Below are 26,664 nucleotides of genomic sequence, written 5' to 3'. Positions count from 1 at the left end.
AGCTCAACAAAACCGCCTTTCGAGCATGTGTGCGTACCTTGCTCCTGCCGCAGCATAATATATTTGGGCGGCGCTTCGGCTATGAAAAAACTGCTGCTACTGCTGTTAAGCATCGTTACCACGGCTGCTGCTCACGCCCAAACCGCACCAGCTACGGCTTCCAGCGCCATCAGCTCTACACCAGTTCCGAACCCGGCCCAGCCGGTGCAGGTGGTGCAAGCCTCGTGCGGGCAGTGCCGCCTGGGTCTGCCCGGCAAAAGCTGCGACCTGGCCGTGCGCATTGCCGGTAAGGCCTACTTTGTGGATGGCACTACCATCGACTCCCACGGCGACGCCCACGCCAAGGACGGTTTCTGCCAAGCCATCCGGCAGGCCGAAGTTCAGGGCCAGGTAGTAAATAACCGATTTGTGGCCACCTATTTCCGGCTGCTGCCGGAAACGAAAAAAGCGCAGTAACCGGCCCGTTGTCATCTGGCTTTCCGCGGAGTTCCGCCAGTAGGTCCCACCCGAAACAGGGCAGGCCTGCCGGCGGAGCTCCGCGCTTTTATTGGCTGGGTCGTAAGTTTAGTCTCTCCCGATTACTTACTCCAATCCGCTTGCCCATGCGCCCTCAAATTGTATTCCTCATCCTGAGCCTGTTGTTTGCATCTGCCTTACAAGTTGCTGTTCGTAGTAGTTGCTGCACCGGCCGCCAAGGATGTTCCGAACTACAAAGTACGGGGGCGGGTACTCCGCATTCAGGGCAAAGCTCCGGCAGCCAGCCTTAAGTTCACGGTGGGTCTGGCCGGCAACCCCCAAGTGGTCAGCTTTGCCGGCACCGCCTGGAGCGCCTGGGTACCCTCCACGCGCGCAGGTATTGAGCAGGCCCTGGCCACGTACAACAACGCCAATAACTCGTTCTGGCAGGTAGCCACGGGCCTGGGCATTACCCCGCCAGCCAGTACCAGTACCTCCTTCCCCGACCTCACGGTACAGGTGCAAAGCGCCATCGGAGGCGGCGAAACCTCGACCACGCCCGCCGAGCTGTTCGGACCAGGCATCGGGCTGATGCTGTGGCGCGGCACTGACCAGAAAATCCACATTGATACGTTTACCGGTCACGGCCGCCGCGTGTACGACCAGGCTCTGAAAGCGGCATTTCTGCCGGAGCAGGAGCGGCCGAAGAAAATTCTGTTTGGGGAGCGGTACATCGGCTCCGATAATGACTACCTGAGCTGGCGTGAGGGTATCCGTCGGCTGTGTGGATTGGGCTTTAATGTTTTACACCCGGTTCCGGCCAACCTCACCAGCACTGTGCGGGCGGCCGGCATCCAAAAAATATGGGGGGCCGTGTACAACCCGCCGGGCTATGCCTTCAACTTCGGGCCACAGCGCCACGCCGAGTTTGTAAAGTTTGTGCAGGACCAGGTAAATCCGTAGCTGGCGGCCGGCTGGAAGAAGGAGGAAATTGGATTCTGGGTGACCAGTGATGAGCCCGGCTGGTACTACCCCGCCCGCTACAACGAGTTTAACAAGGACCCAAATGCCCTGGCCGCTTTCCACGGCTACCTGCAGGCCCGGGGCCTCACCCCCGCCAGTCTGGGCAAAACCTCCTGGAGCGAAGTGCAGCTGATTGGCCGGCAGCAATACCACGACTTACCCTCGCGGCGGCTGTTTTACTGGTCTAACCGGTTTACCCCCTGGGCCTCGGCCCGTTTTTTTGGCGAAGTAGCCCGAGCCTACGAAGAGGTAATCCGCCCCCAGGTGCCGGTGCTGGTCAACTTCAACAACTTTATGGGACTGGCCTACCAGCCGGGCCCCATTGGCAACAACGACCAGGGCCAGGACCCTAACGCCGCCATGGGTCAGCACGACTGGCTGGAGTTTGGCCGGGAACGGGGCACTACTGCCATTGCCACGGAAGACTGGTTCGGGGATGATATGGCACCCCAGTGGTCCTTTTATGCGTCGCGGCTGCGGGCGGCCGCCGAGCTGGGGCAGGTAGGCATGGGCTCCTTGGTGATTCCGCGCGTCTCGGGGCAGCGGCCGGGGGGCATGGCCCAGAAGCTGCTGGCGCAGGTGGGCCACGGGGCCAAAACCATCCAGTTCTTCACCTACGGCCCGGAGTATAACTTTCCGGGCAACTGCTACTCCGAAAACCTGCCAGTATTTGCGCCGCTGGCCCGCGGCATGCAGATGGTTGCCAAAGCGGAAGATCTGCTCTACCCAGGCCGCATGAAACCCTCGCCGGTGGCTATTCTGACGCCCCAAAGCTCCCCACTCTGGGACTTGGAGGAATTCCCGCATCCGCCGCGCATCATCGATGCCACTAACCCGTACCTGGATGCCGGCCGCATGGGCTACATGGTGGAAATGCACGGCCTGTTTCTGGCACTGCAGCACAGTGCCGTGCCGGTGCAGTTTGTTGACGAGCAGAAGCTGACGGAGCCGGATTTCCAGGCCACCAAAGTGCTGTACGTAACCGCGCCCGATTTGCCGCAGGAATCAACCGAAGCCGTATTGCGCTGGGTGCAGGCGGGCGGCACCCTGGTAACGGTGGCCGGCGCCATGGAGTTTGACCGGTATCATCAGCCCCTGCCCACGGCCCTGCAGGCGGCGGGCGTTACCCCGGCGGCGGCCCTGCGGCTGCCCGCCTTCCAGTACGCCGATGCCAAACCCATCGGCCAGCTTATGCTGGATAACACCGCCCTGACGGTATTCGGGGAGCGGGAAAAGCTGACGGTAGCCAGTGCCGCGGAGGCATCAGCGCGTACGCTTTACCGGTTTGAAGATGGTACGCCAGCTCTTACGGAGCGGACCGTTGGCCAGGGAAAAATTCTGCGGTTTGCCTGCTACCCCGGTCTTTCCTACCGGCACTCGGCTACCGGCAGCACGGGCGGGCTGGCCAGTGGCTTCGCGGCCGGGTGGCGGCAGCTGATTACGCAGCCGGTTCAGCCGGTAGCCGCCGCGCTGCCCGTGAAAGTCAGCAAGCCTCTGATTGAGGCCCCGGCCCTTTACAGCGTCGGCGGCGTGGCCGTAACCCTACTCAACTGGAGCGGCACGGCACAGCAGGTGGATGTTACCGTAGCAGCCGACCGCACGGTACGCCGGGTACAGTCGGCGCAGCGGGGCGTGCTCCGGTTTCAGCAAATCGGCGGGCAGCTCACGGTTTCGCTGCCGCTGGGCGACGTGGATGTGCTGCAGGTGTATTACTAAGCAGTGCTTCAACCTTATAAGCACCAGCGGCAGAAACCCGGCCAGATTATACAAAATACGGCTGCACGAGGGGTAATAACAGGGGATTGTGAAGCTCACCTACAGAGCCCGTCGTATAAATATAGATACAGCTCCCTCACCCCCTTTTGCGCATGAACACCCCTCACAAACCTTACCGCCGTTTCTTCCTGACCCTGGCTTTATCGTTCGGGATTATGTACTGTGTGATGTACCTGAACACGTATGCGCTGGACCACGTGTACCCGAGTCTCACACGGCTTTATATGACGGTGTTAATGATTACGCCTATGGCCGTTATTATGCTGGGCTCAATGCACCATATGTACCAGAATATCCGCCTCAACATGCTTATTGTGGGTGGTAGTACGGCTGTATTTGCCCTGGCCCTGCTGATGGTCCGCAGCCAGACGCTGGTTGATGATCGACGCTGGATGCAGGCCATGATTCCGCATCATTCCATTGCTATCCTCACCAGTGAGCGGGCCACCATCAAAGCCCCCGAGGTACGCCAGTTGGCGGACTCCATCATTAGTACCCAGAAGCGTGAAATAGGTGAGATGAAGCGTTTACTTAGCCGGTTAAAATAACCTTGATGTAGCAAGTGCCTCAACACCTGATAAAGCAGGCGCTGAGGCACTTGTTGTAACGCTGTACGCGCTGGCGCTTATCTAGAATATGGAGCCATAAGCCTCGCATCCGGCGCACCAGCCGAAGAAATTGCGCAGCCGCTCACTTTTGGCGCGTTTCTTCAGCAGCTTGCGGGCCCGGCGGGCCGTATCCGTAACGGGGCTGGCGGCCGGAGCGGTTACCTCGTTGCGAAACGTGATGTAGCGCCTGAACACGTAGGTCTTGACCAGGGCAAACGGACTTGGTGCGGTGGAAAGCATGGCGTTTGGAGATTGGTGACTGGCTTAATATACATCTTTAACTCCTTCGAAGTCAAGAAGCTCCCGGTTTTCTCTCCGATACCAAAGGAGTTTTCGGTGTGCAGATGGTTGTTCCGGCACCTATCTTGCCGCGCTTTCCTCTCCGCATTCTTCTATGGCTGCCGCTACCGACCTCCTGCCCGATTCTCTGCTGCTCAATGGCCGCGAATTTCGCTACGCCGATATTCAGCAGTACCCCGCCCGCGCCCCCCGCGACCTGAACGGCTACGAGGCCCGGGTGCTGGATTTCGTGCGGCAGTGGCTGAACGGGGCCCAGGAGTTCGGGCTGCGCACCTCCGGCTCCACCGGCCAGCCTCAGCTGATTCAGCTGAAGCGGCGGCAGCTGGAAGCCTCGGCCAGCCGCACCGGCGACTATTTCGACCTAGGCCCCGGCGACCGGATGCTGGTGTGCTTGAACTGCGAGTTTGTGGGTGGGCTGATGATGCTGGTGCGCGGCCTGGAGCGGCGTATGCACCTGACCATTGTGGAGCCCCACGCCGATCCGCTGGCCCTGGTACCGGCCACAGCGGACTTCGACTTTACCTCCTTTGTGCCGCTGCAGCTACGGGCGGTGCTGGCGGCCGGCCACGCCGCGCGCCTGAACCGCATGAAGGGCATTCTGGTCGGCGGCGCGGCCGTGGAACGCAGTCTGGAAAAGGAAATTCAGCAGCTGCGGGTGCCGGTGTACGTGACGTATGGTATGACGGAAACCGCCTCGCACATTGCCCTGCGCCGCCTCAATGGCCCCGCCGTGCAGCCCACCTACCAGGTGCTGCCGGGCATTACGGTGGGCCAGGATGCGCGCGGCTGCCTCACGGTGCGCGCCGACGTCACGGAAAACCAGCTCATCACCACCAACGACCGGATTGCGCTGGCCGCCGATGGCCGCAGCTTCGAGTGGCTGGGCCGGGCCGACTTCGTGATCAACACGGGTGGCGTGAAGGTGCAGGCGGAAAAGGTGGAACTGGTCCTGGAAGTGGCCCTTACGGAGCTGAACCTGGGCCGGCGGGCCTTTGTGGCGGGCCGCCCCGATAAACGCCTGGGTGAACAGGTAACCGCTTTTCTGGAAGGCGCGAAGCTTTCTACCAGCCAGCAGGAACAATTACTGAGCTTGCTGCGTCAGCGCCTGGATAAGTACGAGGTACCCCGCGAGCTGGTGGCCGTGCCCGAGTTCCGCACCACGGCTTCGGGCAAGCTGGACCGCCTCAGCACCCTGCGCACCGTGAAGTGAGGAGAGGTAACGGGTTAGGCTGTGTCTGAAAAGTCGTTTTTCAGACACAGCTTAGTACATCATTCCGAGCTAAGACGCAGCTGTAGTCGAGGAATCCCGCGTGCTGATGTTGCAATAGTAATCCAACGTCAGTACGCAGGATTCCTCAAAATGGCGTTCGGGTTTACCCGGCCGGGATTCCATTCGCTCATTAGGTATGTGAAAATATCCGTTGATTTGTGCAAGTTCTACCCTGCCCGTTTTCAATGAATCATACCCGTGTATCGGCGGCTTTGCTGCTGCTGGCTCAACTGGGTGGCGGTTGCGCCGGCTCTTCCGGCACCACTACCACGCCCACTTCGGCCGTTAACTCAGCTACTACCACAGCCGTGCAACAACTAGAAACGGCTGCCGCCGCTGATGCCGCCGCGCCGGTCACTCCGCCGGTACCTGCCACGCCTCCTTTCCAGGTGGTAATGGAGCAGTTTGCCGACCTGCGCATTCTGCGCTACCAGGTGCCGGGCTTTGAAACCCTGGAGCCCCGCCAGAAAGAGCTGCTGTACTACCTGTACGAAGCCGCCCTGAGCGGGCGCGACATCATCTACGACCAAAACTATAAGCACAACCTGCGTGTGCGCCGCACCTTGGAGGCCGTCTGGAAAGCTAATGAGGAGCGCCGTACCGCCAGCACCAATCAGCAGCAGATTGAGCAGGCCACTGAGTTTGCCACCTATGCCAAGCGCGTGTGGTTTTCCAACGGCATTCATCACCATTACAGCACCCGCAAGTTTGTACCGGAATGCACGCCGGCCTACTTCAAAGAGCTGATTTTTGCCACCGACTCCAAGCAGTTGCCGCTGGAGCCGGGCGAGTCGGTCACGAAGTTCTTGGCCACAATGACGCCCATTCTGTTCGACCCGAACGTGGCACCCAAGCGGGTAAACCAGGAGGCGGGCAAGGATCTGGTGAAGACCTCAGCCAACAACTTTTATGAGGGCCTGACGCAAACCGAGGTGGAGGCGTACTACAAGAAGCGCATCAACGCCAAGGACCCGCAGCCCATTTCCTACGGCCTCAACTCCAAGCTGGTAAAGGACAAGCAGAACCGCATCACGGAGCGCACCTGGCGCACGGAGGGCATGTACGGCCGGGCCCTGAGCAAAGTGGTTTACTGGCTGCAGAAAGCCGCCGCCGTGGCCGATACCCCCGAGCAGCAGCTGGCCCTGCAGAAGCTCATCGAGTTTTACCAGACCGGCGACCTGCGGAAGTGGGACGAGTACAACATTGCCTGGGTACACGATACGAAAAGCCGCACCGATGTGGTAAACGGCTTTATTGAGGTGTACGGCGACCCGCTGGGCTACCGCGCCAGCTACGAGTCGGTGGTGTCGTTCAAGGACCTGGAGGCCACCAAGCGCATTCAGGCCATTGGGGATGAGGCGCAGTGGTTCGAGGACAACTCCCCCATCAAGCCTGAGCACAAGAAGAAAAACGTCATTGGCATTACGGCCAAGGTGATTACCACGGTAGTAGAAGCCGGCGACGCGGCTCCTAACACACCTATCGGTATCAACCTGCCCAATGCCAGCTGGATCCGGAAGGAGCACGGCTCCAAATCGGTAAACCTGGGCAACATTGTGGATGCCTACGGTGCCGCCGACGCCGGCGGGATGCTGGATGAGTTTGCCTTCGACGACGCCGAGAAGCAGCGCGCCCGCCAGTATGCCGGCCTGGCCGGCAAGCTCCACACCGATATGCACGAGGTAATCGGGCATGCCTCGGGGCAGCTGAACAAGGGCGTGGGCACGCCCAAGGAAACGCTGAAAAGCTACGCTTCGGCCTTGGAAGAAGCCCGCGCCGACTTGGTGGCGTTGTACTACCTACCCGACGCCAAACTGACCCAGCTAGGCGTGCTGCCCGCCGGCGGCGAGGTAGCCAAGGCCGAATACGACAACTACATCCGCAACGGCCTGATGACCCAGCTGGTGCGCCTGCAGCTGGGCGAAACCGTGGAGGAAGCCCACATGCGCAACCGCCAGATGGTAGCCAAATGGGCCTTTGAGAAGGGCCGGAAGGACAACGTAATTGAGCGCCTCACCCGCGACGGCAAAACCTACTTCCGGGTAAACGACTACGAGAAGCTGCGCGGCCTGTTCGGGCAGTTGCTACGCGAGCTGCAGCGCATCACCAGCGAAGGGGATTACGCGGCTGGCAAAGCCCTCATCGAAACCTACGGCGTGAAGGTGGACCCCGCGCTGCACAAGGAAGTGCTGGCCCGCTACCAGAAGCTGAACATTGCCCCGTATGCCGGTTTCATTCAGCCCCGGCTGGTGCCCGTGGTGAAAGATGGCAAAATCACGGATGTGAAGCTGGAATACCCCACTGACTTCTCGCAGCAGATGCTGGACTATGGCCGTCAGTACCGACTGCTGCCCAACTATAACTAGACCGGCGGGTTGTACATTCTCCTGACCGGGGTGTACAACCCGCTTTCTTTGCGCACTTTTCGCCCCCAACCACTCACCACCATGAAAAAGATCTTCGCCACGTTGCTGCTGGCCGCCGGGCTGGCAGGCGGTACTACCCAGGCCCGCGCCCAGTCCACCCCGCCCCCGCGCCCGGCCGCGCCGGAACCGGTTCGCTACGAGTTCTGTGAGCTGATGCGCACGGGCTTCGTGAACGTGGGCAAGCCCGAGAAAGAGAAGTCCGGCGACATTTACGTGGACTTCGGCTACGGCTATGAGAAGCTGGGCGGCTCGGAACAGGTAGTGCGCGAGGCCGGCAAAATTCAGGTATTCGCCACCACCATCAGCGCCATCAACTACATGGGTAGCCGGGGTTGGGAAATTGTGCAGATTCTGGAGCAGCCCATCAACTACAGTAAAGGAGAGCCCAGCGAATATGTGCGCCGCTACGTGCTGCGCCGGCCGTTATCGGCCAAGGGTATTGCCGCACCGCGGTAAAGCATTTCTCAGGTTATCAACCCCAAAAAGGAGGTAGGTCCACAAAGTCGAAACACCGACGTGTGGATTTACCTCCTTTTAAATTTAGTGCTGATCCAGTCCGCGCTGCGAAAACAGCCGCTCGTGGCCGCGCACTACTTTGATGAAGTCGCCGAGAAACAGCTTGACGCGGCCGAAAAAGATGTAGCCGCTGATCTGGTCTTCGGGCTTTTCGCCGGAGGCGAATACCTGCCGGTACCCGGTGCCCGCCCCCAGCCCAACCCACCGAAATACGCGGTAGTGGGCCGCCACGGAGGGCTCTACCATGTAGAGCACCTGCCGGTTGGTACGCAGCACGCCCCCGTCCGGGAAGTAGTATTTGGTGTAGTAGTTACCAAGGCCCAGTTGCAGCGGGGCGCTCAGCTCCCAGCGCCGGTTGCCGATGAACACGTACTCGCCATAGGCAGCCAGGTACCGAAACCGCACTTCGTCGCGGGTACCGGCCGGAAACTCCAGCGGCTGCGGAATGCGGGTGGGCACGCCGCCTGAGAGGCGGTACACGCCCAGACCCGCCCGCCAGCGTCCGCGCCATTCAATGCCGCCTTTCAGCCCATTGATGCCCACCACTTTGCCGTTAAGAATGGAGAACCGCTGGTCAAACTGAAATACTGCCCGCCGGTGCGACTGCCGCACGAAGGTGCTGTCATCGGTGCCAGTCGCAGCTGGGCCAGCCAGGGCTGCGGCCGGGGCCACAATCAGCCCCAACCCAACCAATACAGTACGCAAACAAGCAGCTTCCACGGCCCAAAGGTACGGGCAGGCGCGGCAGTAGTTGCTGTTTCGCCCCCGGCAGAGCACCGTTTCAGCTTGCCACAACGGCGCTTCACCGGGTTTTGTGCGGGCCGATTACGGGGTTTCGTGCATGTTTACAGCACCAAACCAACCACGCGGCGCATGACCCTCACTCCTGATTTTCTGTTTTCCCTAGCCAACCCCGTGGCCTTGCTGGGCTGGGCCCTGCTGGTGCTGGCTCCGCGCTGGCGCATAACCCAACGGCTGGTACTCAGCGGTGCGCTGCCCCTGGTGCTGGCCGGCTGCTACGCCTTGCTCATCGGCAGCCACTACCTGGGGGCGCACGCTCAGGAAGGTGGCTTCAGCACCCTTGCCGACGTGGCCGCACTGTTCCGCAACCCCTGGGCGCTGCTGGCGGGCTGGGTGCATTACCTGTGTTTTGATCTGTGCCTGGGCATCTGGGAAAGCCGGGATGCCCGGCAGCGCGGCGTGCCGCACCTGCTGCTGGTGCCCTGCCTACTGCTCACGTTTCTGTTCGGGCCGGTGGGGCTGCTGCTGTATGCCCTGGTGCGGCGCTTCTACGGCCGCGAGGCCACAGTCTCTGCTTCGGTTCTTCCTTATTAATACTTCTTATCATGTCGGCTACCCTACCCCTGCCCACGGCTGCGCTGGCGGCGTTGATGCCCGTTTCTACCTGGTTGCGCGTGCTGCACCGCGCCAACCCCGTGCTGGCCTGGAGCGGCTGGCTGCACGTGGGGCTGCTGCTACTGGCACTGGTCATGCTGTTTCTGGATCAGCGCCTGATAACGGGTGTTCCTGCCTGGGTGAAGCCGGCCAAATTCGCCCTTTCCGGCCTGCTCTACCTCTGGACGCTGGGCTGGCTGCTGGCCGACCTGCCGGCCCCGGCCAGCGGGGCCGTGCGCCTCGTCAGCATAGCGGCGGCCCTGAGCATGGTGGTGGAAATGGCCTGCATCTTCGTGCAGGCGGCCCGGGGCACTACCTCGCACTACAACACCACTTCTGCCTTCGACGGGCTGGTATTTGGGCTGATGGGCACGTTTATTTTGGTAAATACCCTGGCTACCATCTGGGCCGTGTACCTGGTGTGGCACTACCAGCCCCACGGCCCGGCGGGCTACGTGTGGGGCGTGCGGCTGGGGCTGCTGGTGTTTCTGGTGGGCTCGGTGCTGGGCGGCGTCATGATCCGGCTGGGCCAGCACACCGTGGGTGCCCCCGACGGCGGCCCCGGCCTGCCCGGCCTCGGCTGGAGCACCCGCGCCGGCGACCTGCGCCTGGCCCATTTCCTGGGTATGCACGCCTTGCAGGCGCTACCGCTCCTGGGCTGGGCCCTCAGCCACTGGCAGCCCCGCCACGCCGGCCTGCTCACTTGGGTAGGCACGGCCGTGTACGTAAGTGCCGTTACCGCCCTGTTCATCCAAGCCATGCGCGGGATGCCGCTAGTGCGGTGGTGAAGTTGAAAGAACGTCATTCCGAGCGGAGCGAGGAATCTCGCGTGCTGACGTTGCCAAACTAACCGTCATGCTGAGCTTGCCGAAGCATCTTTACCGCTTCGTTGGGTTTACCATTGCAACTTCAGCACGCGAGATGCTTCAGCACGCGAGATGCTTCAGCACGCGAGATGCTTCAGCACGCGAGATGCTTCGGCAAGCTCAGCATGACGTTCTTTCAATTTCACAACTTCACCATTTCACTTCAACCGGCTGAACTTGCGGCGAATAATGTCCTGCACGGGCACATTTTCGATTTTGCTTTCCAGCCAGGAAATAATGTCGAGGTACAGGAAGGGCCGCCGCTCATAGGGGTTTTCGGCAATGCGGATCAGCTGGTCTTTCAGCTTGATAAACGCATCCTTGAGCTGGAAGGGAGCAATGCCGCCCAGGTTGCGCAGAAACCGAAAAATAGCCTCCTGCATTTGCTGCTGGTCGTTCATCTTGCCCAGGAAGCGGTACACGGAGCGAATCTGGTACTCCAGGGCTTCGTCGCGGCCGGCTTCGTAGTGGGCAATCAGGTTGAGGATGCGGGCAAAGCACTGGATGTCCTCGCGCAGGCTGGATTCCTTAAACTGGATGACTTTCTCCAGGTACTCAATGGCCTGCTCGGGCTTGCCGCTGCCGAAGTACAGGCTGGCAATTTTGTAGTAGAATACCAGCCGTCGATGCAGGTCGAGCTGCAGGCGGAACCGGTCCAGGTTTTCCAGCAGCTCGGGCACCAGCTGCAGGCCGGCCGTAAACTCGCCCCGCATGAAGTAGCCGTTGAGCCGGTTGGTGTACAGGTACAGGAACAGCAGCGCGTCGAGGTTGGGGTTGCTGCGCCGGTCGGGGTCGGCGGCGTAGGCTTCCAGCTGGCCCAATACCTCCGCAAACCGACTGTAGTACAGCATGTTGTAGGTAGTCACCAGCACGTTGTGCACGCCTTTGAGGTAGAGCATGGGCTGCTGCTCGCACATGAGCTGGTTGTGGGCAAACAAATCCACCCACTTCTGGGCGTAGCGGTAGCACTGCCGGAAGTTCTGGGTGATGGTGTAGTACCACACGTGGGCCTGGTAGTAGTACAGCTGCTCGAAAAAGCTGGCCTCGCGCGGGTCCAGCGGCGGCAGATCCTGGCGGAAATAGGCCGTTATCTTCTCATAATCCTGCTGGTTACGGGTATGCCCGATTTTGAGGTAGCGCCCGTACATGCGCAGCGCCAGGTTCGACAGGGCATGCTCCCGGCCTACGTGCGCCACGGTATCGGTGGCTTCGTCGGATAACTGCCGGGCCCGGCCCCGGATGCTGCGCGTGATGTACTGGCCTTCGATGAGCTTCTCAAACTCCAGGGCTAGCAGCACAATATGGCGCATTTCGGCCTGTAGCGCCGTGGCTTTCACTTTTTCCAGCATGCGCAGGCTGTGCTGGTAGAGGCCCCGGTTGTAGAGCACCCGGGCGAAATCCAGCTGCTCGTGCAGCTGAATATCGAGGTTGTGGCCGGCGTGGTACATGCGCAAACTGGAGAGCAGCTGCCGGTACAGGTTCGCCTTGAGATTGGCTACTTGTACTTTTTTGATGGCCGGCACCTGGGCTAGCACCCGCTCCTCATCGTAGCGTTCCTGCCCGTCGAGGGCATCGAAAAGCTGCAGAAACTTCAGACCCTCGGTGGAGCCCTGGCGGTTGGCAAACAGGCGGAAGTGCCGCTTTTCAGTGCGGGTCAGCGACTTAATCAGCTGGAAAACCGGGTCGGTACTTTCGTTGGGCATTGTACTAGACTAAAACACAATAAACTGTTATACAACTACTTATTTCTAAAAAATCATTTTTTAGAAATAGTACACCCGGCGGAAAAAAGTTTTTGAACGCCTGCCCGACGATGGTACTTGCCGGCATCATTCAGCCGTAAAGATGCCATGTCAGCGCAATTCTCCACCTCCTGGGCCACACTATTTTCCAACCTCGCCCAAGCCGGCTGGCGCGCCACCATGTTGAGCGCGGCCCCGGCAGGCTGCGCCGTGCACCGCTGCTACGCCCTGGCCCGAATAGAATCAAACCAAGTCCCGGCTCGTCTGGGTCTGACCTTTCCCTTCCTGCTCCGCTAACTCCGGCAGGCGGCCGTGCGGACCGCGGGGGGCAAGAGCAGGGCCGCCAGCCGGTCCTGACTTCCCCCCCGGCCGGCCGGCCTTGTGGTGCTTCGTTCTTACTCCCGTTTTCGTTGCTCATGTATTATTCCGCTGACACCGTTGCCTTCCTGGATGGCGAATTTGTTCCGGCCGCGCAGGCTACCTGCGGCGTGTATGCCCAGTCGTTGCACTACGGCTACGCCGTGTTTGAGGGCATTCGGGCCTACAGCACGCCGGCCGGGCCGCGCATTTTCAAGGCCGAGGAGCATTTTGAGCGCCTGCACTACTCCTGCCGGGCCATCGGGCTGCCGCTGGCGTACTCGGTGGAGGAGCTCACCCGCATCAGCTACGAGGTGCTGGAGCGCAACGACCTGACCGACGCCTACATCCGGCCGCTGGTGTTTGCCGGCGCGCCCAACATGAGCCTGAAGGCGGCCAGCACCAGCAACGTGCTGGTAGCCGTTTGGGAATGGGGCAAGTACCTCGGCGACCAAAGCCTGCGCCTCACCGTCTCGCCCTACGAGCGGCCCAACCCCAAGGCCGTGCCCATTGAGGCAAAGGTGGCGGGGCACTACGTTAATTCCATCATTGCCAGCACCGAGGCCAAAGGCCGGGGCTACGACGAGGCCCTGCTGCTGGACATGCACGGCCACGTCGCCGAAGGTCCCGGGGCCAATTTCTTCTTTGAGCGCGACGGGGAGCTGGTTACGCCCCCAGCCGGCAGCATCCTGCGCGGCATCACCCGCAACACCATCATCGACTTAGCCCGTGAGGCCGGCATCACCGTCACGGAGCGTTTTTTCGGCCCCGAGGAACTGCGCACCGCCGAAGCCGCCTTCATGACCGGCACCGCCGCCGAGGTTATCGGCGTGGCCTCGATAGATGACGTGGTGTTCGAGCGCCCCTTCCAGCAAACTATCGGCGGCATGCTGGCCCAGCACTATCAGGCGCTGGTCACGGGCCAGTCGGTTAGAACGGAGAGGTTAGAGGTGAGAGCCTAGAACTGAGAGCTTAGAATCCAGAAGTAAGAACCTAGAAACTAGCGTTTTCGACACCAAAGCAACTGATCCATCCTCTTTACACACAACATCAGCAACGCCGAGACGCGAAGTGTCGCGTCTCTACAACCACCAACCCGTCTGCCTACCCCACCAATCGTCTGGCTTCCCCTCTCCCCCTGGAGAGGGGGCCGGGGGGTGAGGCAACCCGCCCGAACGAAGCGGTAGAGCTGCTTCCCAAGGCTCAGCATGACGTGCTGGCAACATTCAGCACATTTTACACATCAGCACATTCTGCACATTCCCCCGCATGGCCCTCAACAAATACAGCCGCATTTACACCCAGGATGACAGTCTGCCGGCCTCGCAGGCCATGCTGATTGGCTCCGGCATTGCGGAGGCCGATTTGCGCAAGCCGTTCGTGGGCATCTGCTCCACGGGCTTCGAGGGCAACACCTGCAACATGCACCTCAACCAGCTGGCCGACGCGGTGAAGCAGGGCGTGCAGGAGCAGGACTTGGTGGGCCTGCGCTTCAACACCATCGGCATCAGTGACGGCATCACCAACGGCACGCCGGGCATGCGCTACTCGCTGGTGTCGCGGGAAATCATTGCCGATTCCATTGAGGCCATGGCCGGGGCCCACAACTACGACGCCCTGGCCTGCGTGGTGGGTTGCGACAAAAACATGCCCGGGGCCCTCATTGCCATGGCCCGCCTCAACCGCCCCAGCCTGATGGTGTACGGCGGTACCATCCGGGGCGGCACGTTCAAGGGGCAGCAGCTCAACATTGTGTCGTGCTTTGAGGCCTACGGGCAGAAACTACAGGGCCGGATTTCGGACGAGGACTACCGCGGCATCATCCGCAACGCCTGCCCGGGCCCGGGAGCCTGCGGGGGCATGTACACGGCCAACACTTTGGCCGCCGCCATCGAAACGCTGGGTCTGAGCGTGCCCTACTCCTCGTCGTCCCCGGCCGAAAGCGCCGAGAAGCAGCAGGAGTGCCGCAGCACCGGCGCGTACCTGCGCCGCCTGCTGGAGCTGGACCTCAAGCCCCGCGACATTCTGGTGCGCGAGGCTTTCGAAAACGCCATGGTGGTGACTACCGTGCTGGGCGGCTCCACCAACGCCGTGCTGCACCTCATAGCCATTGCCCACGCCGCCGGCGTGCAGCTCACGCTCGAAGATTTCCAGGCCGTGAGCGACCGGACGCCGGTGCTGGCCGACCTGAAACCCAGCGGCAAGTACCTGATGGAGGACCTCTCGGCCCGAGGCGGGGTGCCGGCCGTGCTCAAAACCCTGCTCAACGCCGGCCTGCTCCATGGGGATTTGCTGACCGTAACGGGCCGCACCCTGGCCGAAAACCTGGCCGACGTGGCCCCGCTGGGTCCCGACCAGGACATTCTGCGCCCCGCCAGCAACCCCATCAAGCCCGATGGCCACATTCAGATTCTGTACGGCAACCTGGCTCCCCGGGGCGCGGTGGCCAAGATTACCGGTAAGGAAGGCACCCGCTTCGCCGGCCCGGCCATCGTGTTCGACTCGGAAGAGGAGCTAAACGAGGGCATTGTGCAGGGCCTGATTCAGCCGGGCCACGTAGTCGTCATTCGGTACGTGGGGCCCAAGGGTGGGCCGGGCATGCCCGAGATGCTCAAGCCCACGTCGGCCATCATCGGGGCCGGGCTGGGCGACAAGGTGGCCCTGCTAACCGACGGCCGCTTTTCGGGCGGCACCCACGGCTTCGTCATCGGCCACGTGAGCCCCGAGGCCTACGACGGCGGCCCGCTGGCCCTGGTGGAAAACGACGACTGGATTACGCTGGACGCCGCCGCCAATACCATGAACGTGGCCCTGAGCGACGAGCTGCTGGCCCTGCGCCGCCAGCAGTGGCAGCAGCCCGCGCCCCCGGTCAGCCAGGGCGTGCTGCTGAAATACATCCGCACCGTGAGCGACGCCAGCCACGGCTGCATCACCGACTTAGCCGACCACCGCCATGTTCCCGAACCCGCAGCTTCAGTCCGCGCCAGCCTCGCCTGAGGCCCTGGCCGCCCCGCAGGTATCCGGGGCCGTGGCCCTGTTGCAGGGCCTAGTGGCCGAGGGCGTGGACACGATTTTTGGCTACCCCGGCGGGGCCATCATCCCCATTTACGATGCCCTGTATGATTTTCAGGAGCAACTGAACCACGTGCTGGTACGCCACGAGCAGGGCGGTATTCACGCCGCCCAGGGCTATGCCCGCGCCTCGGGCCGGGTGGGCGTGGTGTTTGCCACCAGCGGCCCCGGTGCTACCAACCTGGTCACCGGCCTGGCTGACGCCCAGATTGACTCCACCCCACTGGTGTGCATCACGGGGCAGGTATTTGCGCATTTGCTGGGCACCGACGCCTTCCAGGAAACCGACATTCTGAACATCACCACGCCCGTTACCAAGTGGAACCACCAGATAACGGACGCCCGGGATATTCCGGCGGCGCTGGCCAAAGCCTTCTACATTGCCCGCAGCGGCCGGCCCGGCCCGGTTCTGCTCGACATCACCAAAAACGCCCAGCTGCAGCTGTTCGAGCACGCCGGCTACGAGCCCTGCACCCACATCCGCAGCTACCGGCCCCGGCCCGTGGTGCGCCCCGAGTACGTGCAGCGCGCCGCCGACCTCATCAACCAAGCCCAGCGCCCGTTGGTACTCTGGGGCCAGGGCGTGCTGCTGGGTCAGGCCGAGGACGAGTTCCGGGAATTCATCGAGAAAAGCGGGATTCCGGCGGCTTGGACGATTCTGGGGGCCGGGGCCCTGCCCACCGGCCACCCGCTGAACGTGGGCATGCTGGGCATGCACGGCAACTACGGCCCCAACGTCCTGACCAACGAGTGCGACGTGCTCGTGGCCATCGGCATGCGCTTCGACGACCGGGTAACGGGCCGCCTCGACAAATACGCCCGTCAGGCCCAGATCATCCACCTCGACATCGACCCCACCGAAATCGACAAGAACGTGACGGCCACCGTGCCGGTGTGGGGCGACTGCAAGGAAACCCTGCCCCTGCTCACGCAGCTGGTAGCCGCCCGCCAACACCCCGCGTGGCGCCAACGCTTCCGCGACCATGACGCCGAAGAAGTGGCCGCCGTGATTCAGGACGAGCTGTTCCCGACCCAGGACGAGCTGACCATGGGCGAGGTGATTCACCAGCTCAACGAGCTGACCCTGGGCGAGGCCATCATTGTAACGGACGTGGGCCAGCACCAGATGGTGGCCTGCCGCTACGCCCGCCTCAACCACCCGCGCCTGAGCATTACCAGCGGCGGGCTGGGCACCATGGGCTTTGCCCTGCCGGCCGCCATCGGGGCCCGCTACGGCGCGCCGCATCGCACGGTGGTGGCCGTCATCGGCGACGGGGGCATTCAGATGACGATTCAGGAGCTGGGCACCATCATGCAAACCGGCATCGAGGTAAAAATTCTGCTGCTCAACAACCAGTTCCTGGGCATGGTGCGGCAGTGGCAGGAGCTGTTCCACGAGCGGCGATACTCCGCCGTGGAAATTGCCAGCCCCGATTACGTGACGGTAGCCAACGGCTACGGCATTGCTGCCCGCCGCGTGGAGCACCGCCCCGACCTGCAACCCGCCCTGCGCCAGCTGCTCACTCACCCCGGCTCTTTCCTGCTGGAAGTGCGCGTGACCCGCGAAAACAACATTTTCCCGATGGTACCTCAGGGCTGCGGCGTGGGCGAAATCCGCTTAAAGTAACGCGTCATTGCGAGGAGGCACGACGAAGCAATCCTTCCTTCTCGCAGCGCCTCACCTCGAACCAAGACAAGCCCTGACCGGAGCTGCTGATGAAAGTCTTTGGACCAAGTCGGAGCTTTTGCCCTTGAAAAGGAAGGATTGCTTCGCTCCGCTCGCAATGACACGCTGTTCGCAATGCTGCGCGGGTTGTCTGCCTCACCTCTCATGCTTCACCGCCTCATGTCCAAGCAAGAATACAACATCACGGCGTACACCGAGAACCAGGTGGGACTACTTAACCGGTTGGCCATCATCTTCTCGCGGCGCAAAATCAACATCGAGAGCCTGAACACCTCACCTTCGGAGATTGAGGGGATTCACCGCTTCAACATTGTGGTGCACGAGTCGGAGGAGGTGGTGCGCAAGATTGCCCGCCAGATGGAAAAGCAGGTGGAGGTGCTGAAGGTGTACTTCAACCCCAACGAGGAAGTCATCTGGCAGGAAATGGCCCTCTACAAAGTGCCCACCGACGTCATTGCCGAGCGGGCACTGGTGGAGCGGCTGCTGCGCGAGCACGGGGCCCGGGTGGTGCTCATCCGCAAGGATTACACGGTGTTTGAAACCACCGGCCACCGCGAGGAAACCGACAAGCTGCTGGCCGTGCTGCATCCCTACGGCCTCATCGAGTTTGTGCGCTCGGCCCGCATTGCCATCATCAAAACCAGCCAGGGCTTCCACCACAAGCTGCGCGAGTTCGAGCGCCAGCAGCCCGGCGAAGAAGTGAGCGAAAACGAGTTCCTCGACCGCCGCGACAAGGTGTTTTCGATGTGACCCCACCAGAACGTCATTCCGAGCAGCGCGAGGAATCTCGCGTGCTGACGTTGCAAAGCTAGCCGCTCCGTAGCCCAGGGTTTAAACCCTGGGCTAGTGAATCACCCGAACGAAGCGGGAGAGATGCTTCGGCTTCGCTCAGCATGACAGTCCTTTCAGAACTGACAACCAGCAACAAACAACTACCAACCCTAAACCCAACTCCATCATGGCAACCATCAACTTTGGCGGCGTAGAAGAACACGTTGTAACCCGCGAGGAATTTCCGTTGGAAAAGGCCCGCACCATTCTGCAAAGCGAGACAATTGCCGTGCTGGGCTACGGCGTGCAGGGTCCCGGCCAGGCCCTGAACCTGCGCGACAACGGCTTCCGCGTGATTGTGGGGCAGCGGCCCGATTCGGCTTCGTGGCGCAAGGCGGAGGCCGATGGCTGGGTGGCCGGCGAAACGCTGTTCGGCCTGGAAGAAGCGGCCGAGCGGGGCACCATCCTGGCCAACCTCCTCTCCGATGCCGGCCAGATTGCCGTGTGGCCCACGCTCAAGCCCCACCTCACGGCCGGCAAAACCCTGTACTTCTCCCACGGCTTCGGCATCACCTTCAACGACCAGACGGGCATCATCCCGCCCGCCGACGTGGACGTGGTGCTGGTAGCGCCCAAGGGCAGCGGCACGAGTCTGCGCCGGCTGTTTATGGCCGGGGGCGGGCTGAACTCGTCATTTGCCGTGTACCAGGATGCCACCGGCCACGCCTACGAGAAGGCCGTGGCGCTGGGCATCGGGGTGGGCTCGGGCTACCTGTTCGAAACCGATTTTCGCAAGGAAGTGTACTCCGACCTCACCGGCGAGCGGGGCGTGCTGATGGGCGCGCTGGCCGGCATCATCGAAGCCCAGTACCAGGTGCTGCGCCAGCGCGGCCACTCGCCCTCCGAGGCCTTCAACGAAACCGTGGAGGAGCTCACCCAGAGCCTGGTGCCGCTGGTGGGCGAAAACGGCATGGACTGGATGTTCAGCAACTGCTCCGTCACGGCCCAGCGCGGCGCCCTGGATTGGAAAGGCCGCTTCCGCGAGGCCACCCTACCCGTGCTCAACGAGCTGTACGACAGCGTGGCCTCAGGCCAAGAAGCCGCCCGCACCATTCAGCGCGGCTCTACGCCCGGCTACCGCCAAGAGCTGGAAGCCGAGCTGAAGGAAGTGCGCGACTCGGAGCTGTGGCAGACCGGTGCTACCGTGCGCGAGCTACGCTCCCGCGCCGCCGAAAAAGTAGAACAGGAAGAAGCCTATGCCCTCACGGCCGACGGTAACTAACGACAATCTGCCTGAACTGTTATTCCGAGCAACGCGAGGAATCTGGTGTACTGCTTCGAGCGAGCAACTCAGATTCCTCGCGTTGCTCGGAATGACAGTTTTTGGCGCTACCATCGTACTTATGGAACCAGCCACCCTCACCCCTGCCCTGCCGCTGCCCTTGGTGGAGCAGGCGGCCCGCACGCTGCAGGGCGTCATCAGTCCCACGCTGCTGCAGCACAATCTGGGGCTTTCGGCGGCCTATGGGGCCACTATTTATCTGAAGCGGGAGGATTTGCAGGTGGTGCGCTCCTACAAGATTCGGGGGGCGTACAACAAGATGGCGGGGCTGCCGGCCGATGAGGCCACCCGGCCGGTGGTGTGCGCCTCGGCCGGCAACCACGCCCAGGGTGTGGCCTACGCCTGCCAGCTGCTGGGCCGGCGCGGCTACATCTTCATGCCCGCCGCCACCCCCGCCCAGAAGGTGGACAAAGTGCGCCTGTTCGGGCGCGACCAGGTGGAAATTGTGCTGACCGGGGCCACGTTTGATGATTCGTCGAGGGCGGCGCAGGAGTTTTGCCAGCAGCGCCAGGGCGTGTACGTGCACCCGTTCGATGATGCGGCCGTGGTGGCCGGGCAGGCCACCGTGGGCCTGGAAATCCTCCGCGACGCCCCCGCGCCCATCGACTTCGTGTTTATGCCCATCGGGGGCGGGGGGCTGGCGGCGGGCGTGAGCAGCGTGTTCCGGCAGCTCAGCCCCGCCACCCGGCTGGTGGGCGTGCAGCCCCTGGGCGCGCCCTCCATGCACCGCGCCATCCAGACGGGGCAGCGGCAGCCGCTGGAGCACATCGAGAGCTTCGTGGATGGGGCCGCCGTGAAGTGCCCCGGCGAGCTGACATTTGCCATCTGTCGGGAGCTGCTGGATGAGGTGGCGCTGGTGCCCGAGGGCCAGGTGTGCGAGGACCTGTTGCGCATGTACAACGAGGAAGGCATTGTGCTGGAGCCAGCCGGCACACTCAGTCTCTCGGTGCTGCATCAGTACGCCGCCCAGATCCGGGGCAAAACGGTGGTGTGCATCCTCAGCGGCTCCAACAACGACATCACCCGCATGGAGGACATCAAGGAGCGGGCCCTGCGCCACCAGGGCCGCAAGCACTATTTCCTGGTTACCTTCAACCAGAAGCCCGGGGCCCTGCGCCGCTTCGTGAACCACGTGCTGCGCGAGGACGACGACATCATCCAGTTTCAGTACATTAAGAAGAACAACAAGGAAAAAGGCCCCGTTTTCGTCGGCCTGGAAGTGCAGCGCCCCCACGACATTGCCGAAATCCAACAGCGCATGGTAGCCGAAGGGTTTTCGTATGAGTATCTAAACGGGAAGCAGGATTTTCTAAGCTTGTTGGTGTAAATCGTCTGTCATCCTGAGCTTGCGAAGAATCTTTTCACGGTAGCATCACATTCGTTCTATCGGAATTTCTCGCAGAGGTTCGCCGTGCACAGTCAGGTTCTCCACAGCGAACCTAAATCGTGTCTTTGCAAAACGTCTTAAAAGGTTTCAGCCACCGCTTTTGGCTGAGATGCCAAGTCACGGATTAGTTTCTGCTGATAACTCCAGCAGCTCTTTTTCTACTTGCGGGTTCTCACAAACTGCCCTTATCTGGTTCGAAAGCTGTTGGCGGAATATCTCGGAAGTGTTGGCATGCTTCGTCAGATACAGGTCGTGCAAAATATTCTGTATGGTATACCAGATGCCGTCCGTCATCGTGCTTTCCGAGTTTTTCAATCTGGCCCAAGCGTCAATATCTCCTGCATAGTATCGGTACGTTTGGATATGCTCGGCTGTAATCATGGCATTCGGGTAGTTGTATTGATGAATGTCCCAAAATAGTCTGATTCACGTTGGTATACGCTAGCAGATGTAGAGACGCGACACTTCGCGTCTGCCCGTTGCCGACGTTTCAGAATCCATACAATGCCGCTCGTTCAACGCTGAGACGCGAAGTGTCGCGTCTCTACGGCAGTTGGCCTTTGTAAGCCACCTAGCGACTATGCCCTATCTATCAGCAACTTACAGCCACACCAGCAACTTTTTGAAATAGTAGGCGTGCCGAAAACCGGTTTCGGGGGGCCGGGGCTGGGGGTGTACTTGGGGCTTTCCTTCTGCCACGAAGTCATTGCCCATGTCTACCGAGAAAGTCCACATCTTCGATACTACCCTGCGCGACGGGGAGCAAGTGCCCGGCTGCAAACTGAACCGGGACGAGAAACTGCTCATTGCCCGGCAGCTGGAGCTACTCGGCGTGGATGTAATTGAGGCCGGCTTCCCGGTTTCCAGCCCCGGCGACTTTGCGGCGGTGGCGGCCATTGCGGCCCAGACGCGCGAGGCTACCGTCTGCGGCCTTTCCCGGGCCGTGGAAAACGACATTCGCACGGCGGCCGAGGCCCTGAAAGCGGCCCGCTACCCGCGCATTCATACCGGCATTGGCACTTCGGAGTCGCACATCCGCTACAAGCTGCTAAGCACGCCCGAGCAGGTGCTGGAGCGGGCGGTGGCGGCCGTGAAGCTGGCCAAGTCGTTTGTGGAGGACGTGGAATTTTACGCCGAGGACGCCGGCCGCACCGACAACGAGTTTCTGGCCCGCGTGTGCGAAGCCGCCATCCGGGCCGGGGCCACCGTACTCAACATCCCCGATACCACCGGCTACTGCCTCCCGGCCGAGTACGGGGCCAAAATCAAGTACCTGGCCGACCACGTGCGCGGCATTGAGCGGGTGCGCCTCTCCACCCACTGCCACAACGATTTGGGCATGGCCACGGCCAACTCCATTGCGGGCGTGCTGGGCGGGGCCCGGCAGGTGGAATGCACCATCAACGGGGTGGGCGAGCGGGCCGGCAACACGGCCCTCGAAGAAGCCGTGATGGTGCTCCGCCAGCACCCCTACCTCAACTTCAGCACCGGCATCAACACCAGGCTGCTGGCCGAAACCTCGGCCATGGTATCGCACCTGATGAGCATGCCGGTGCAGCCCAACAAGGCCATTGTGGGCGCCAACGCCTTTGCCCACTCCAGCGGCATTCACCAGGACGGCGTGATTAAGCACCGCGAAACCTACGAAATCATCGACCCGCGCGAGGTGGGCATGCCCGATTCCAGCATTGTGCTCACCGCCCGCTCGGGCCGCGCCGCGTTGGCCTACCGCCTCCAGAAAATCGGCTACGACTTCGACCGCGTGGCCCTCAACAAAGCCTACACCCATTTCCTCGTCCTGGCCGACCGTCAAAAGGAGGTCGTGGACGAGGATTTGCGCGTGATGGTGGAGCAGCAACAGCTGGTAACGGCGGGTTGATTCGCCCTCTGGACAAGCTGTAGAGACGCAATATTTTGCGTCTCGCCGTTGAACGACCAGGTAATGAACAACTTGTATACACTAGACATAACAACGTCAGCAACGAGGAGACGCAAAATATTGCGTCTCTACAACCAGCATCAACGCAAGAGACAGATTAGTGCCTTTGCTCCCACTACCCTAACCACCCCACCCCTCTCTCATGCCTCACACCTTATTTGATAAAATCTGGGATGCGCACGTGGTGCGTGCGGTGGCCGGCGGGCTGTCGGTGCTCTACATCGACAAGCACCTGATTCACGAGGTAACCAGCCCCCAGGCGTTTGACGAGCTGACGGCCCGGGGCCTGACGCTGCGCCGGCCCGGGCAGATGCTGGCCACCGCCGACCACAACGTGCCCACCCGCCACCAGGACCAGCCCATTCAGGACCCGCTCAGCCGCTCGCAGGTGGAAAAGCTCACCGAAAACTGCGCCCGGCACGGCGTGGAGCTGTACGGTCTGGGCCACCCCTACCAGGGTATTGTGCACGTGATTGGGCCCGAGCTGGGCGTGACGCAGCCCGGCCTCACCATTGTGTGCGGCGACTCCCACACCTCCACCCACGGCGCGTTCGGGGCCATTGCGTTTGGCATCGGCACCAGCCAGGTGGCGCAGGTAATGGCTTCGCAGTGTTTGCTGCTCGATAAGCCCAAGCGCATGCGCATTACCGTGGATGGGGAGCTGCTGCCGGGCGTGTCGGCCAAGGATGTGATTCTGCACGTAATTGCCCAACTGGGCACGGGCGGGGCCACGGGCTACTTTGTGGAATACGCCGGCAGCGCCATCCGCAGCCTGAGCATGGAGGGCCGCATGACGGTGTGCAACATGAGCATCGAAATGGGAGCCCGTGGCGGCCTCATTGCCCCCGATGCCACCACCTTCGAATACCTGCACGGCCGCCCCTTCGCGCCCCAGGGCGAGGCCTGGGACCGGGCCGTGGCCTACTGGCAAACCCTGTTTTCGGACGAGGCCGCGCAGTTCGACGCCGAGCACCGCTTCGAGGCCTCGGCCATCCGGCCCATGATAACCTTCGGCACCAACCCCGGTATGGGCATGCCGCTGGCCGCCCACATTCCGGCCCCGGCCGCGGCGGCCGAAGCACCGAGCTTTGAGAAGTCGCTGCGGTACATGGGTTTTGCGGCCGGCGAGTCGCTGCTGGGCAAGGAAATCAGCCACGTGTTTATTGGTAGCTGCACCAACTCCCGCATCGAGGATTTGCGCACGGTGGCGGCCTACGTGCGGGGCAAGCGCAAAGCGCCCCACGTGGAGGCCATCATCGTGCCCGGCTCCAAGCAGGTGGAGCAGCAGGCCATTGCCGAGGGCCTCGACCAGGTGCTGGCCGCCGCCGGCTTCGAGCTGCGCGAGCCGGGCTGCAGCGCCTGCCTGGCCATGAACGAGGACAAAATTCCAGCCGGCGCCTACTGCGTATCCACTTCTAACCGCAACTTCGAGGGCCGCCAGGGGCCCGGCGCCCGCACGCTGCTGGCCTCCCCCCTGGTAGCCGCCATCACCGCCGTGGAAGGCCGGCTGGTAGATGTGGCGGAGTACGTGCTCGAGTACGCGAACCAAGACTAGTGCTAAAACTAGCTCCCCTCCTTGGAAAGGAGGGGTTGGGGGTGGTTGACCCACGCTTGAACGACAACTACTTCTACTTTTTAGCTCTAAAAAATCAACCACCCCCAACCCCTCCTTTCCAAGGAGGGGAGCTAGTTCTAAAAACAGCTTATCAACCCCTCTCTCACCCCACCCACATGGAAAAATTCGCCACCCTGCGCTCCGGTGTGGTTCCGTTGCCCATCGAAAACGTGGACACCGACCAGATTATCCCGGCGCGCTTCCTGAAAGCCACTACCCGCGAAGGGTTCGGCCGGAACCTATTTGCCGACTGGCGCTACGCCGCCGACGGCCAGCCCAAACCGGATTTTGTGATGAATGATGCCCGCTACCAGGGCCACCAGATACTGCTGGCGGGCCAGAACTTCGGGTGCGGCTCCAGCCGGGAGCACGCCGCCTGGGCCCTGTATGACGCCGGTTTTCGAGTGGTTATCAGCAGCTACTTCGCCGATATTTTCCGGGGCAACGCCCTCAATACCGGCCTGCTGCCGCTGCAGGTAACGCCCGCGGAGCTGCAGGAGCTGTTTGCCCTGGTGGCGCAGGATGCCCAGGCCGAGCTGACGGTAGACCTGCCCAGCCAGACGCTGCAGGTGCCGGGCCGCCCCGAGCCGATGCACTTCGAGCTGGACGCCTACAAGAAAGAATGCCTCATCAACGGCTACGACGACATTGATTTTCTCCTGAGCCAGGAATCGGCCATTACCACCTTCGAGCAGCAACGGACATGGATATTTTAAGCAAACGCATTGTGGTGTTGCCCGGTGATGGTATCGGGCCGGAGGTATGTGGGGAAGCCGTGCGCGTGCTGCACGCCGTGGCCGACCGGTTCGGGCACGCCTTTCACTTCGACTACCAGCTGATGGGGGCCTGCGCCATCGACGCCACCGGCGCGCCCCTGCCCGACGCCACCCTGGCCGCCTGCCACCAGGCCGACGCCGTGCTGCTGGGGGCCATCGGCGACCCAAAATACGACAACAACCCCGCCGCCCCGGTGCGCCCCGAGCAGGGCCTGCTGCGTCTGCGCAAGGAGCTGGGCCTGTACGCCAACATTCGCCCCGTTACGGCCTACGACCAGCTGCTGGAGCACTCCCCGCTGAAAGCCGAGCGGATTCAGGGCACCGATATCCTCATCTTCCGGGAGCTGACGGGCGGGGTATATTTCGGCGAAAAGGGCCGCTTTGATGATGGTAACTCGGCCTACGACAACTGCACCTACTCGCGGGCGGAGATTGAGCGGATTGCCCACCGCGCCTTCCGGGCCGCCGAAACCCGTCGCCACAAGCTCACGCTGGTAGACAAGGCCAACGTGCTGGAAACCTCCCGCCTCTGGCGCGAAACCGTGCAGCAGCTGGCCCCGCAGTACCCCAGCGTGGCCCTCGACTACCTGTTCGTGGACAACGCCGCCATGCAGATTATCCTGAACCCGCGGCAGTTCGACGTGATTCTGACCGAAAACATGTTCGGCGACATCATCTCCGACGAAGCCTCGGTTATTGCCGGCTCGCTGGGGCTGCTGCCCTCGGCCTCGGTGGGCGACGCGGCGGCCTTGTTCGAGCCCATTCACGGTTCCTACCCGCAGGCCAAGGGCAAGGGCATTGCCAACCCCATTGCCACCATCCTGTCGGCGGCCATGCTGCTGGACCACTTCGGGCTGCCGGAAGAAGCCGACACCGTGCGCGACGCCGTGCAGCACGCCCTCGACCAGCAGGTAGTGACGCCCGAGCTGAACCCTGCCACCCGCTACACCACCGAGCAGGTGGGCAGCTTCATTGCCTACGCCGTGCTGGACATTGCCGACTGCGAGATGCACCGCAACAACATCCGCCTGGGCATGAGCACGATTATCTAAGTGGATGGAGGAACGGCTGAATGATTGAATGGCTTTTGAAAAAACGCCAGAACGTCATGCTGAGCTTGCCGAAGCATCTCTACCGCTTCGCTGCAGTAGTAATTCAACGAAGCGGTAGAGATGCTTCGGCAAGCTCAGCATGACGTTCTGGCGTTTTTTCAAACAGCCTACCTATTCCCAGGTGAGAGGGGGAACGTTGGGCGGCCCTAACCACCGGGCCGCCCAACACACTTCCGGGGTTTGGAACGGTTGGCTACTCGACCGGGCAAAGGCTGCTGCAACAGTCGC

The 26,664-nt window shown here is 61.9% G+C and carries 24 protein-coding genes; 20 read left to right on the top strand and 4 right to left on the bottom strand.

Annotated features, from left to right (window positions below):
- Positions 1 to 81: 81 nt before the first annotated feature.
- The 4 genes from EI291_RS09520 to EI291_RS09505 all read left to right on the top strand — a co-directional run bounded on the left by EI291_RS09520 (position 82) and on the right by EI291_RS09505 (position 3,803).
- A complete protein-coding gene (locus tag EI291_RS09520; protein WP_205701586.1) occupies positions 82 to 456 on the top strand; it encodes a DUF6370 family protein in 375 nt (124 codons plus the stop codon).
- A gap of 186 nt (positions 457 to 642) precedes the next feature.
- Positions 643 to 1,419 (top strand): hypothetical protein, encoded by a 777-nt coding sequence (locus tag EI291_RS09515; RefSeq protein ID WP_125419585.1) that lies wholly within the window; start codon positions 643 to 645, stop codon positions 1,417 to 1,419.
- A gap of 39 nt (positions 1,420 to 1,458) precedes the next feature.
- Positions 1,459 to 3,195 (top strand): type 1 glutamine amidotransferase family protein, encoded by a 1,737-nt coding sequence (locus EI291_RS09510; RefSeq protein WP_125419584.1) that lies wholly within the window; start codon positions 1,459 to 1,461, stop codon positions 3,193 to 3,195.
- A gap of 152 nt (positions 3,196 to 3,347) precedes the next feature.
- Positions 3,348 to 3,803 (top strand): DUF305 domain-containing protein, encoded by a 456-nt coding sequence (locus EI291_RS09505; RefSeq protein ID WP_125419583.1) that lies wholly within the window; start codon positions 3,348 to 3,350, stop codon positions 3,801 to 3,803.
- Between the two features lie 81 nt (positions 3,804 to 3,884).
- On the opposite strand, the gene EI291_RS09500 is transcribed toward EI291_RS09505, so the two are convergent.
- Positions 3,885 to 4,103, bottom strand: coding sequence for a hypothetical protein (locus tag EI291_RS09500; RefSeq protein ID WP_125419582.1), 219 nt, complete (start codon positions 4,101 to 4,103; stop codon positions 3,885 to 3,887).
- 154 nt (positions 4,104 to 4,257) lie between these two features.
- On the opposite strand from EI291_RS09500, the gene EI291_RS09495 reads away from it, so the two are divergent.
- The 3 genes from EI291_RS09495 (at position 4,258) to EI291_RS09485 (ending at position 8,315) form a co-directional block, all read left to right on the top strand.
- On the top strand, positions 4,258 to 5,373 hold the full coding sequence (locus EI291_RS09495; protein WP_125419581.1) for an AMP-binding protein: 1,116 nt from the start codon (positions 4,258 to 4,260) through the stop codon (positions 5,371 to 5,373).
- Between the two features lie 245 nt (positions 5,374 to 5,618).
- Complete coding sequence (locus EI291_RS09490) at positions 5,619 to 7,799, top strand: dipeptidyl-peptidase 3 family protein (protein WP_205701585.1); 2,181 nt, start codon at positions 5,619 to 5,621, stop codon at positions 7,797 to 7,799.
- An 81-nt stretch (positions 7,800 to 7,880) separates the two neighbouring features.
- Positions 7,881 to 8,315, top strand: coding sequence for a hypothetical protein (locus tag EI291_RS09485; protein ID WP_125419580.1), 435 nt, complete (start codon positions 7,881 to 7,883; stop codon positions 8,313 to 8,315).
- 84 nt (positions 8,316 to 8,399) lie between these two features.
- Here the strand turns inward: EI291_RS09485 and EI291_RS09480 are convergent, their stop codons facing one another.
- A complete protein-coding gene (locus tag EI291_RS09480; protein ID WP_125419579.1) occupies positions 8,400 to 9,080 on the bottom strand; it encodes a hypothetical protein in 681 nt (226 codons plus the stop codon).
- Between the two features lie 168 nt (positions 9,081 to 9,248).
- Here EI291_RS09480 and EI291_RS09475 point away from each other — a divergent pair, with 168 nt between their 5' ends.
- Positions 9,249 to 9,710, top strand: a complete 462-nt coding sequence (locus EI291_RS09475; protein WP_125419578.1) for an ABA4-like family protein — start codon at positions 9,249 to 9,251, stop codon at positions 9,708 to 9,710.
- Between the two features lie 11 nt (positions 9,711 to 9,721).
- Positions 9,722 to 10,558, top strand: coding sequence for a hypothetical protein (locus EI291_RS09470; protein WP_125419577.1), 837 nt, complete (start codon positions 9,722 to 9,724; stop codon positions 10,556 to 10,558).
- Positions 10,559 to 10,794: 236 nt separating this feature from the next.
- Here EI291_RS09470 and EI291_RS09465 read toward each other — a convergent pair whose 3' ends face one another.
- Positions 10,795 to 12,339, bottom strand: coding sequence for a hypothetical protein (locus EI291_RS09465; protein WP_205701584.1), 1,545 nt, complete (start codon positions 12,337 to 12,339; stop codon positions 10,795 to 10,797).
- Between the two features lie 147 nt (positions 12,340 to 12,486).
- Here EI291_RS09465 and EI291_RS22620 point away from each other — a divergent pair, with 147 nt between their 5' ends.
- From EI291_RS22620 to ilvA, 7 genes are all read left to right on the top strand, one after another.
- A complete protein-coding gene (locus tag EI291_RS22620) occupies positions 12,487 to 12,675 on the top strand; it encodes a hypothetical protein (RefSeq protein ID WP_148103399.1) in 189 nt (62 codons plus the stop codon).
- Positions 12,676 to 12,794: 119 nt separating this feature from the next.
- Entirely contained in the window at positions 12,795 to 13,697 is a 903-nt protein-coding gene (locus EI291_RS09460; protein ID WP_125419576.1) for a branched-chain amino acid transaminase, read from the top strand.
- A gap of 307 nt (positions 13,698 to 14,004) precedes the next feature.
- Entirely contained in the window at positions 14,005 to 15,732 is a 1,728-nt protein-coding gene (gene ilvD / locus EI291_RS09455; protein ID WP_125419575.1) for a dihydroxy-acid dehydratase, read from the top strand.
- Entirely contained in the window at positions 15,689 to 17,434 is a 1,746-nt protein-coding gene (gene ilvB / locus EI291_RS09450; RefSeq protein WP_125419574.1) for a biosynthetic-type acetolactate synthase large subunit, read from the top strand. The genes ilvD and ilvB overlap by 44 nt, the downstream gene beginning before the upstream one ends.
- Positions 17,435 to 17,653: 219 nt before the next feature.
- Positions 17,654 to 18,244, top strand: coding sequence for an acetolactate synthase small subunit (gene ilvN / locus EI291_RS09445; RefSeq protein WP_231501302.1), 591 nt, complete (start codon positions 17,654 to 17,656; stop codon positions 18,242 to 18,244).
- 208 nt (positions 18,245 to 18,452) lie between these two features.
- On the top strand, positions 18,453 to 19,547 hold the full coding sequence (ilvC, locus tag EI291_RS09440) for a ketol-acid reductoisomerase (RefSeq protein ID WP_125419572.1): 1,095 nt from the start codon (positions 18,453 to 18,455) through the stop codon (positions 19,545 to 19,547).
- Between the two features lie 121 nt (positions 19,548 to 19,668).
- Complete coding sequence (ilvA, locus tag EI291_RS09435) at positions 19,669 to 20,934, top strand: threonine ammonia-lyase IlvA (protein WP_125419571.1); 1,266 nt, start codon at positions 19,669 to 19,671, stop codon at positions 20,932 to 20,934.
- Between the two features lie 177 nt (positions 20,935 to 21,111).
- Here the strand turns inward: ilvA and EI291_RS09430 are convergent, their stop codons facing one another.
- Positions 21,112 to 21,375, bottom strand: a complete 264-nt coding sequence (locus tag EI291_RS09430) for a hypothetical protein (protein ID WP_125419570.1) — start codon at positions 21,373 to 21,375, stop codon at positions 21,112 to 21,114.
- 331 nt (positions 21,376 to 21,706) lie between these two features.
- On the opposite strand from EI291_RS09430, the gene EI291_RS09425 reads away from it, so the two are divergent.
- The 4 genes from EI291_RS09425 to leuB all read left to right on the top strand — a co-directional run bounded on the left by EI291_RS09425 (position 21,707) and on the right by leuB (position 26,376).
- Positions 21,707 to 22,873: a 2-isopropylmalate synthase gene (locus tag EI291_RS09425; RefSeq protein WP_125419569.1), complete on the top strand. Its 1,167-nt coding sequence runs from the start codon at positions 21,707 to 21,709 to the stop codon at positions 22,871 to 22,873.
- A gap of 202 nt (positions 22,874 to 23,075) precedes the next feature.
- Positions 23,076 to 24,488 carry a 3-isopropylmalate dehydratase large subunit gene (gene leuC, locus EI291_RS09420; protein WP_125419568.1) on the top strand — a complete coding sequence of 471 codons (1,413 nt, stop codon included), beginning with the start codon at positions 23,076 to 23,078 and terminating at the stop codon, positions 24,486 to 24,488.
- Between the two features lie 176 nt (positions 24,489 to 24,664).
- Positions 24,665 to 25,264, top strand: a complete 600-nt coding sequence (gene leuD, locus EI291_RS09415) for a 3-isopropylmalate dehydratase small subunit (RefSeq protein ID WP_125419567.1) — start codon at positions 24,665 to 24,667, stop codon at positions 25,262 to 25,264.
- Positions 25,252 to 26,376, top strand: coding sequence for a 3-isopropylmalate dehydrogenase (leuB, locus tag EI291_RS09410; protein ID WP_125419566.1), 1,125 nt, complete (start codon positions 25,252 to 25,254; stop codon positions 26,374 to 26,376). The genes leuD and leuB overlap by 13 nt, the downstream gene beginning before the upstream one ends.
- The last annotated feature ends 288 nt before the right edge of the window (positions 26,377 to 26,664 follow it).

It is taken from the genome of Hymenobacter rigui, from assembly GCF_003944715.1.
GTDB lineage: Bacteria > Bacteroidota > Bacteroidia > Cytophagales > Hymenobacteraceae > Hymenobacter > Hymenobacter rigui.
Note: the sequence above shows the minus strand (reverse complement) of the source record. Positions and strands in the feature narration are given on the sequence as shown.

Bases quoted from the DNA above. Each gene is read 5' to 3' on its own strand.
- EI291_RS09430 (WP_125419570.1), bottom strand. From the start codon at position 21,375: ATGATTACAGCCGAGCATATCCAAACGTACCGATACTATGCAGGAGAT.
- ilvA (WP_125419571.1), top strand. From the start codon at position 19,669: ATGGAACCAGCCACCCTCACCCCTGCCCTGCCGCTGCCCTTGGTGGAG.
- EI291_RS09500 (WP_125419582.1), bottom strand. From the start codon at position 4,103: ATGCTTTCCACCGCACCAAGTCCGTTTGCCCTGGTCAAGACCTACGTG.
- EI291_RS09465 (WP_205701584.1), bottom strand. From the start codon at position 12,339: ATGCCCAACGAAAGTACCGACCCGGTTTTCCAGCTGATTAAGTCGCTG.
- EI291_RS09485 (WP_125419580.1), top strand. From the start codon at position 7,881: ATGAAAAAGATCTTCGCCACGTTGCTGCTGGCCGCCGGGCTGGCAGGC.
- ilvN (WP_231501302.1), top strand. From the start codon at position 17,654: ATGTCCAAGCAAGAATACAACATCACGGCGTACACCGAGAACCAGGTG.
- EI291_RS09490 (WP_205701585.1), top strand. From the start codon at position 5,619: ATGAATCATACCCGTGTATCGGCGGCTTTGCTGCTGCTGGCTCAACTG.
- EI291_RS09475 (WP_125419578.1), top strand. From the start codon at position 9,249: ATGACCCTCACTCCTGATTTTCTGTTTTCCCTAGCCAACCCCGTGGCC.
- leuC (WP_125419568.1), top strand. From the start codon at position 23,076: ATGCCTCACACCTTATTTGATAAAATCTGGGATGCGCACGTGGTGCGT.
- EI291_RS09425 (WP_125419569.1), top strand. From the start codon at position 21,707: ATGTCTACCGAGAAAGTCCACATCTTCGATACTACCCTGCGCGACGGG.
- leuD (WP_125419567.1), top strand. From the start codon at position 24,665: ATGGAAAAATTCGCCACCCTGCGCTCCGGTGTGGTTCCGTTGCCCATC.
- EI291_RS09495 (WP_125419581.1), top strand. From the start codon at position 4,258: ATGGCTGCCGCTACCGACCTCCTGCCCGATTCTCTGCTGCTCAATGGC.
- ilvD (WP_125419575.1), top strand. From the start codon at position 14,005: ATGGCCCTCAACAAATACAGCCGCATTTACACCCAGGATGACAGTCTG.
- ilvC (WP_125419572.1), top strand. From the start codon at position 18,453: ATGGCAACCATCAACTTTGGCGGCGTAGAAGAACACGTTGTAACCCGC.
- EI291_RS22620 (WP_148103399.1), top strand. From the start codon at position 12,487: ATGTCAGCGCAATTCTCCACCTCCTGGGCCACACTATTTTCCAACCTC.
- EI291_RS09520 (WP_205701586.1), top strand. From the start codon at position 82: ATGAAAAAACTGCTGCTACTGCTGTTAAGCATCGTTACCACGGCTGCT.
- ilvB (WP_125419574.1), top strand. From the start codon at position 15,689: ATGTTCCCGAACCCGCAGCTTCAGTCCGCGCCAGCCTCGCCTGAGGCC.
- EI291_RS09505 (WP_125419583.1), top strand. From the start codon at position 3,348: ATGAACACCCCTCACAAACCTTACCGCCGTTTCTTCCTGACCCTGGCT.
- leuB (WP_125419566.1), top strand. From the start codon at position 25,252: ATGGATATTTTAAGCAAACGCATTGTGGTGTTGCCCGGTGATGGTATC.
- EI291_RS09470 (WP_125419577.1), top strand. From the start codon at position 9,722: ATGTCGGCTACCCTACCCCTGCCCACGGCTGCGCTGGCGGCGTTGATG.
- EI291_RS09460 (WP_125419576.1), top strand. From the start codon at position 12,795: ATGTATTATTCCGCTGACACCGTTGCCTTCCTGGATGGCGAATTTGTT.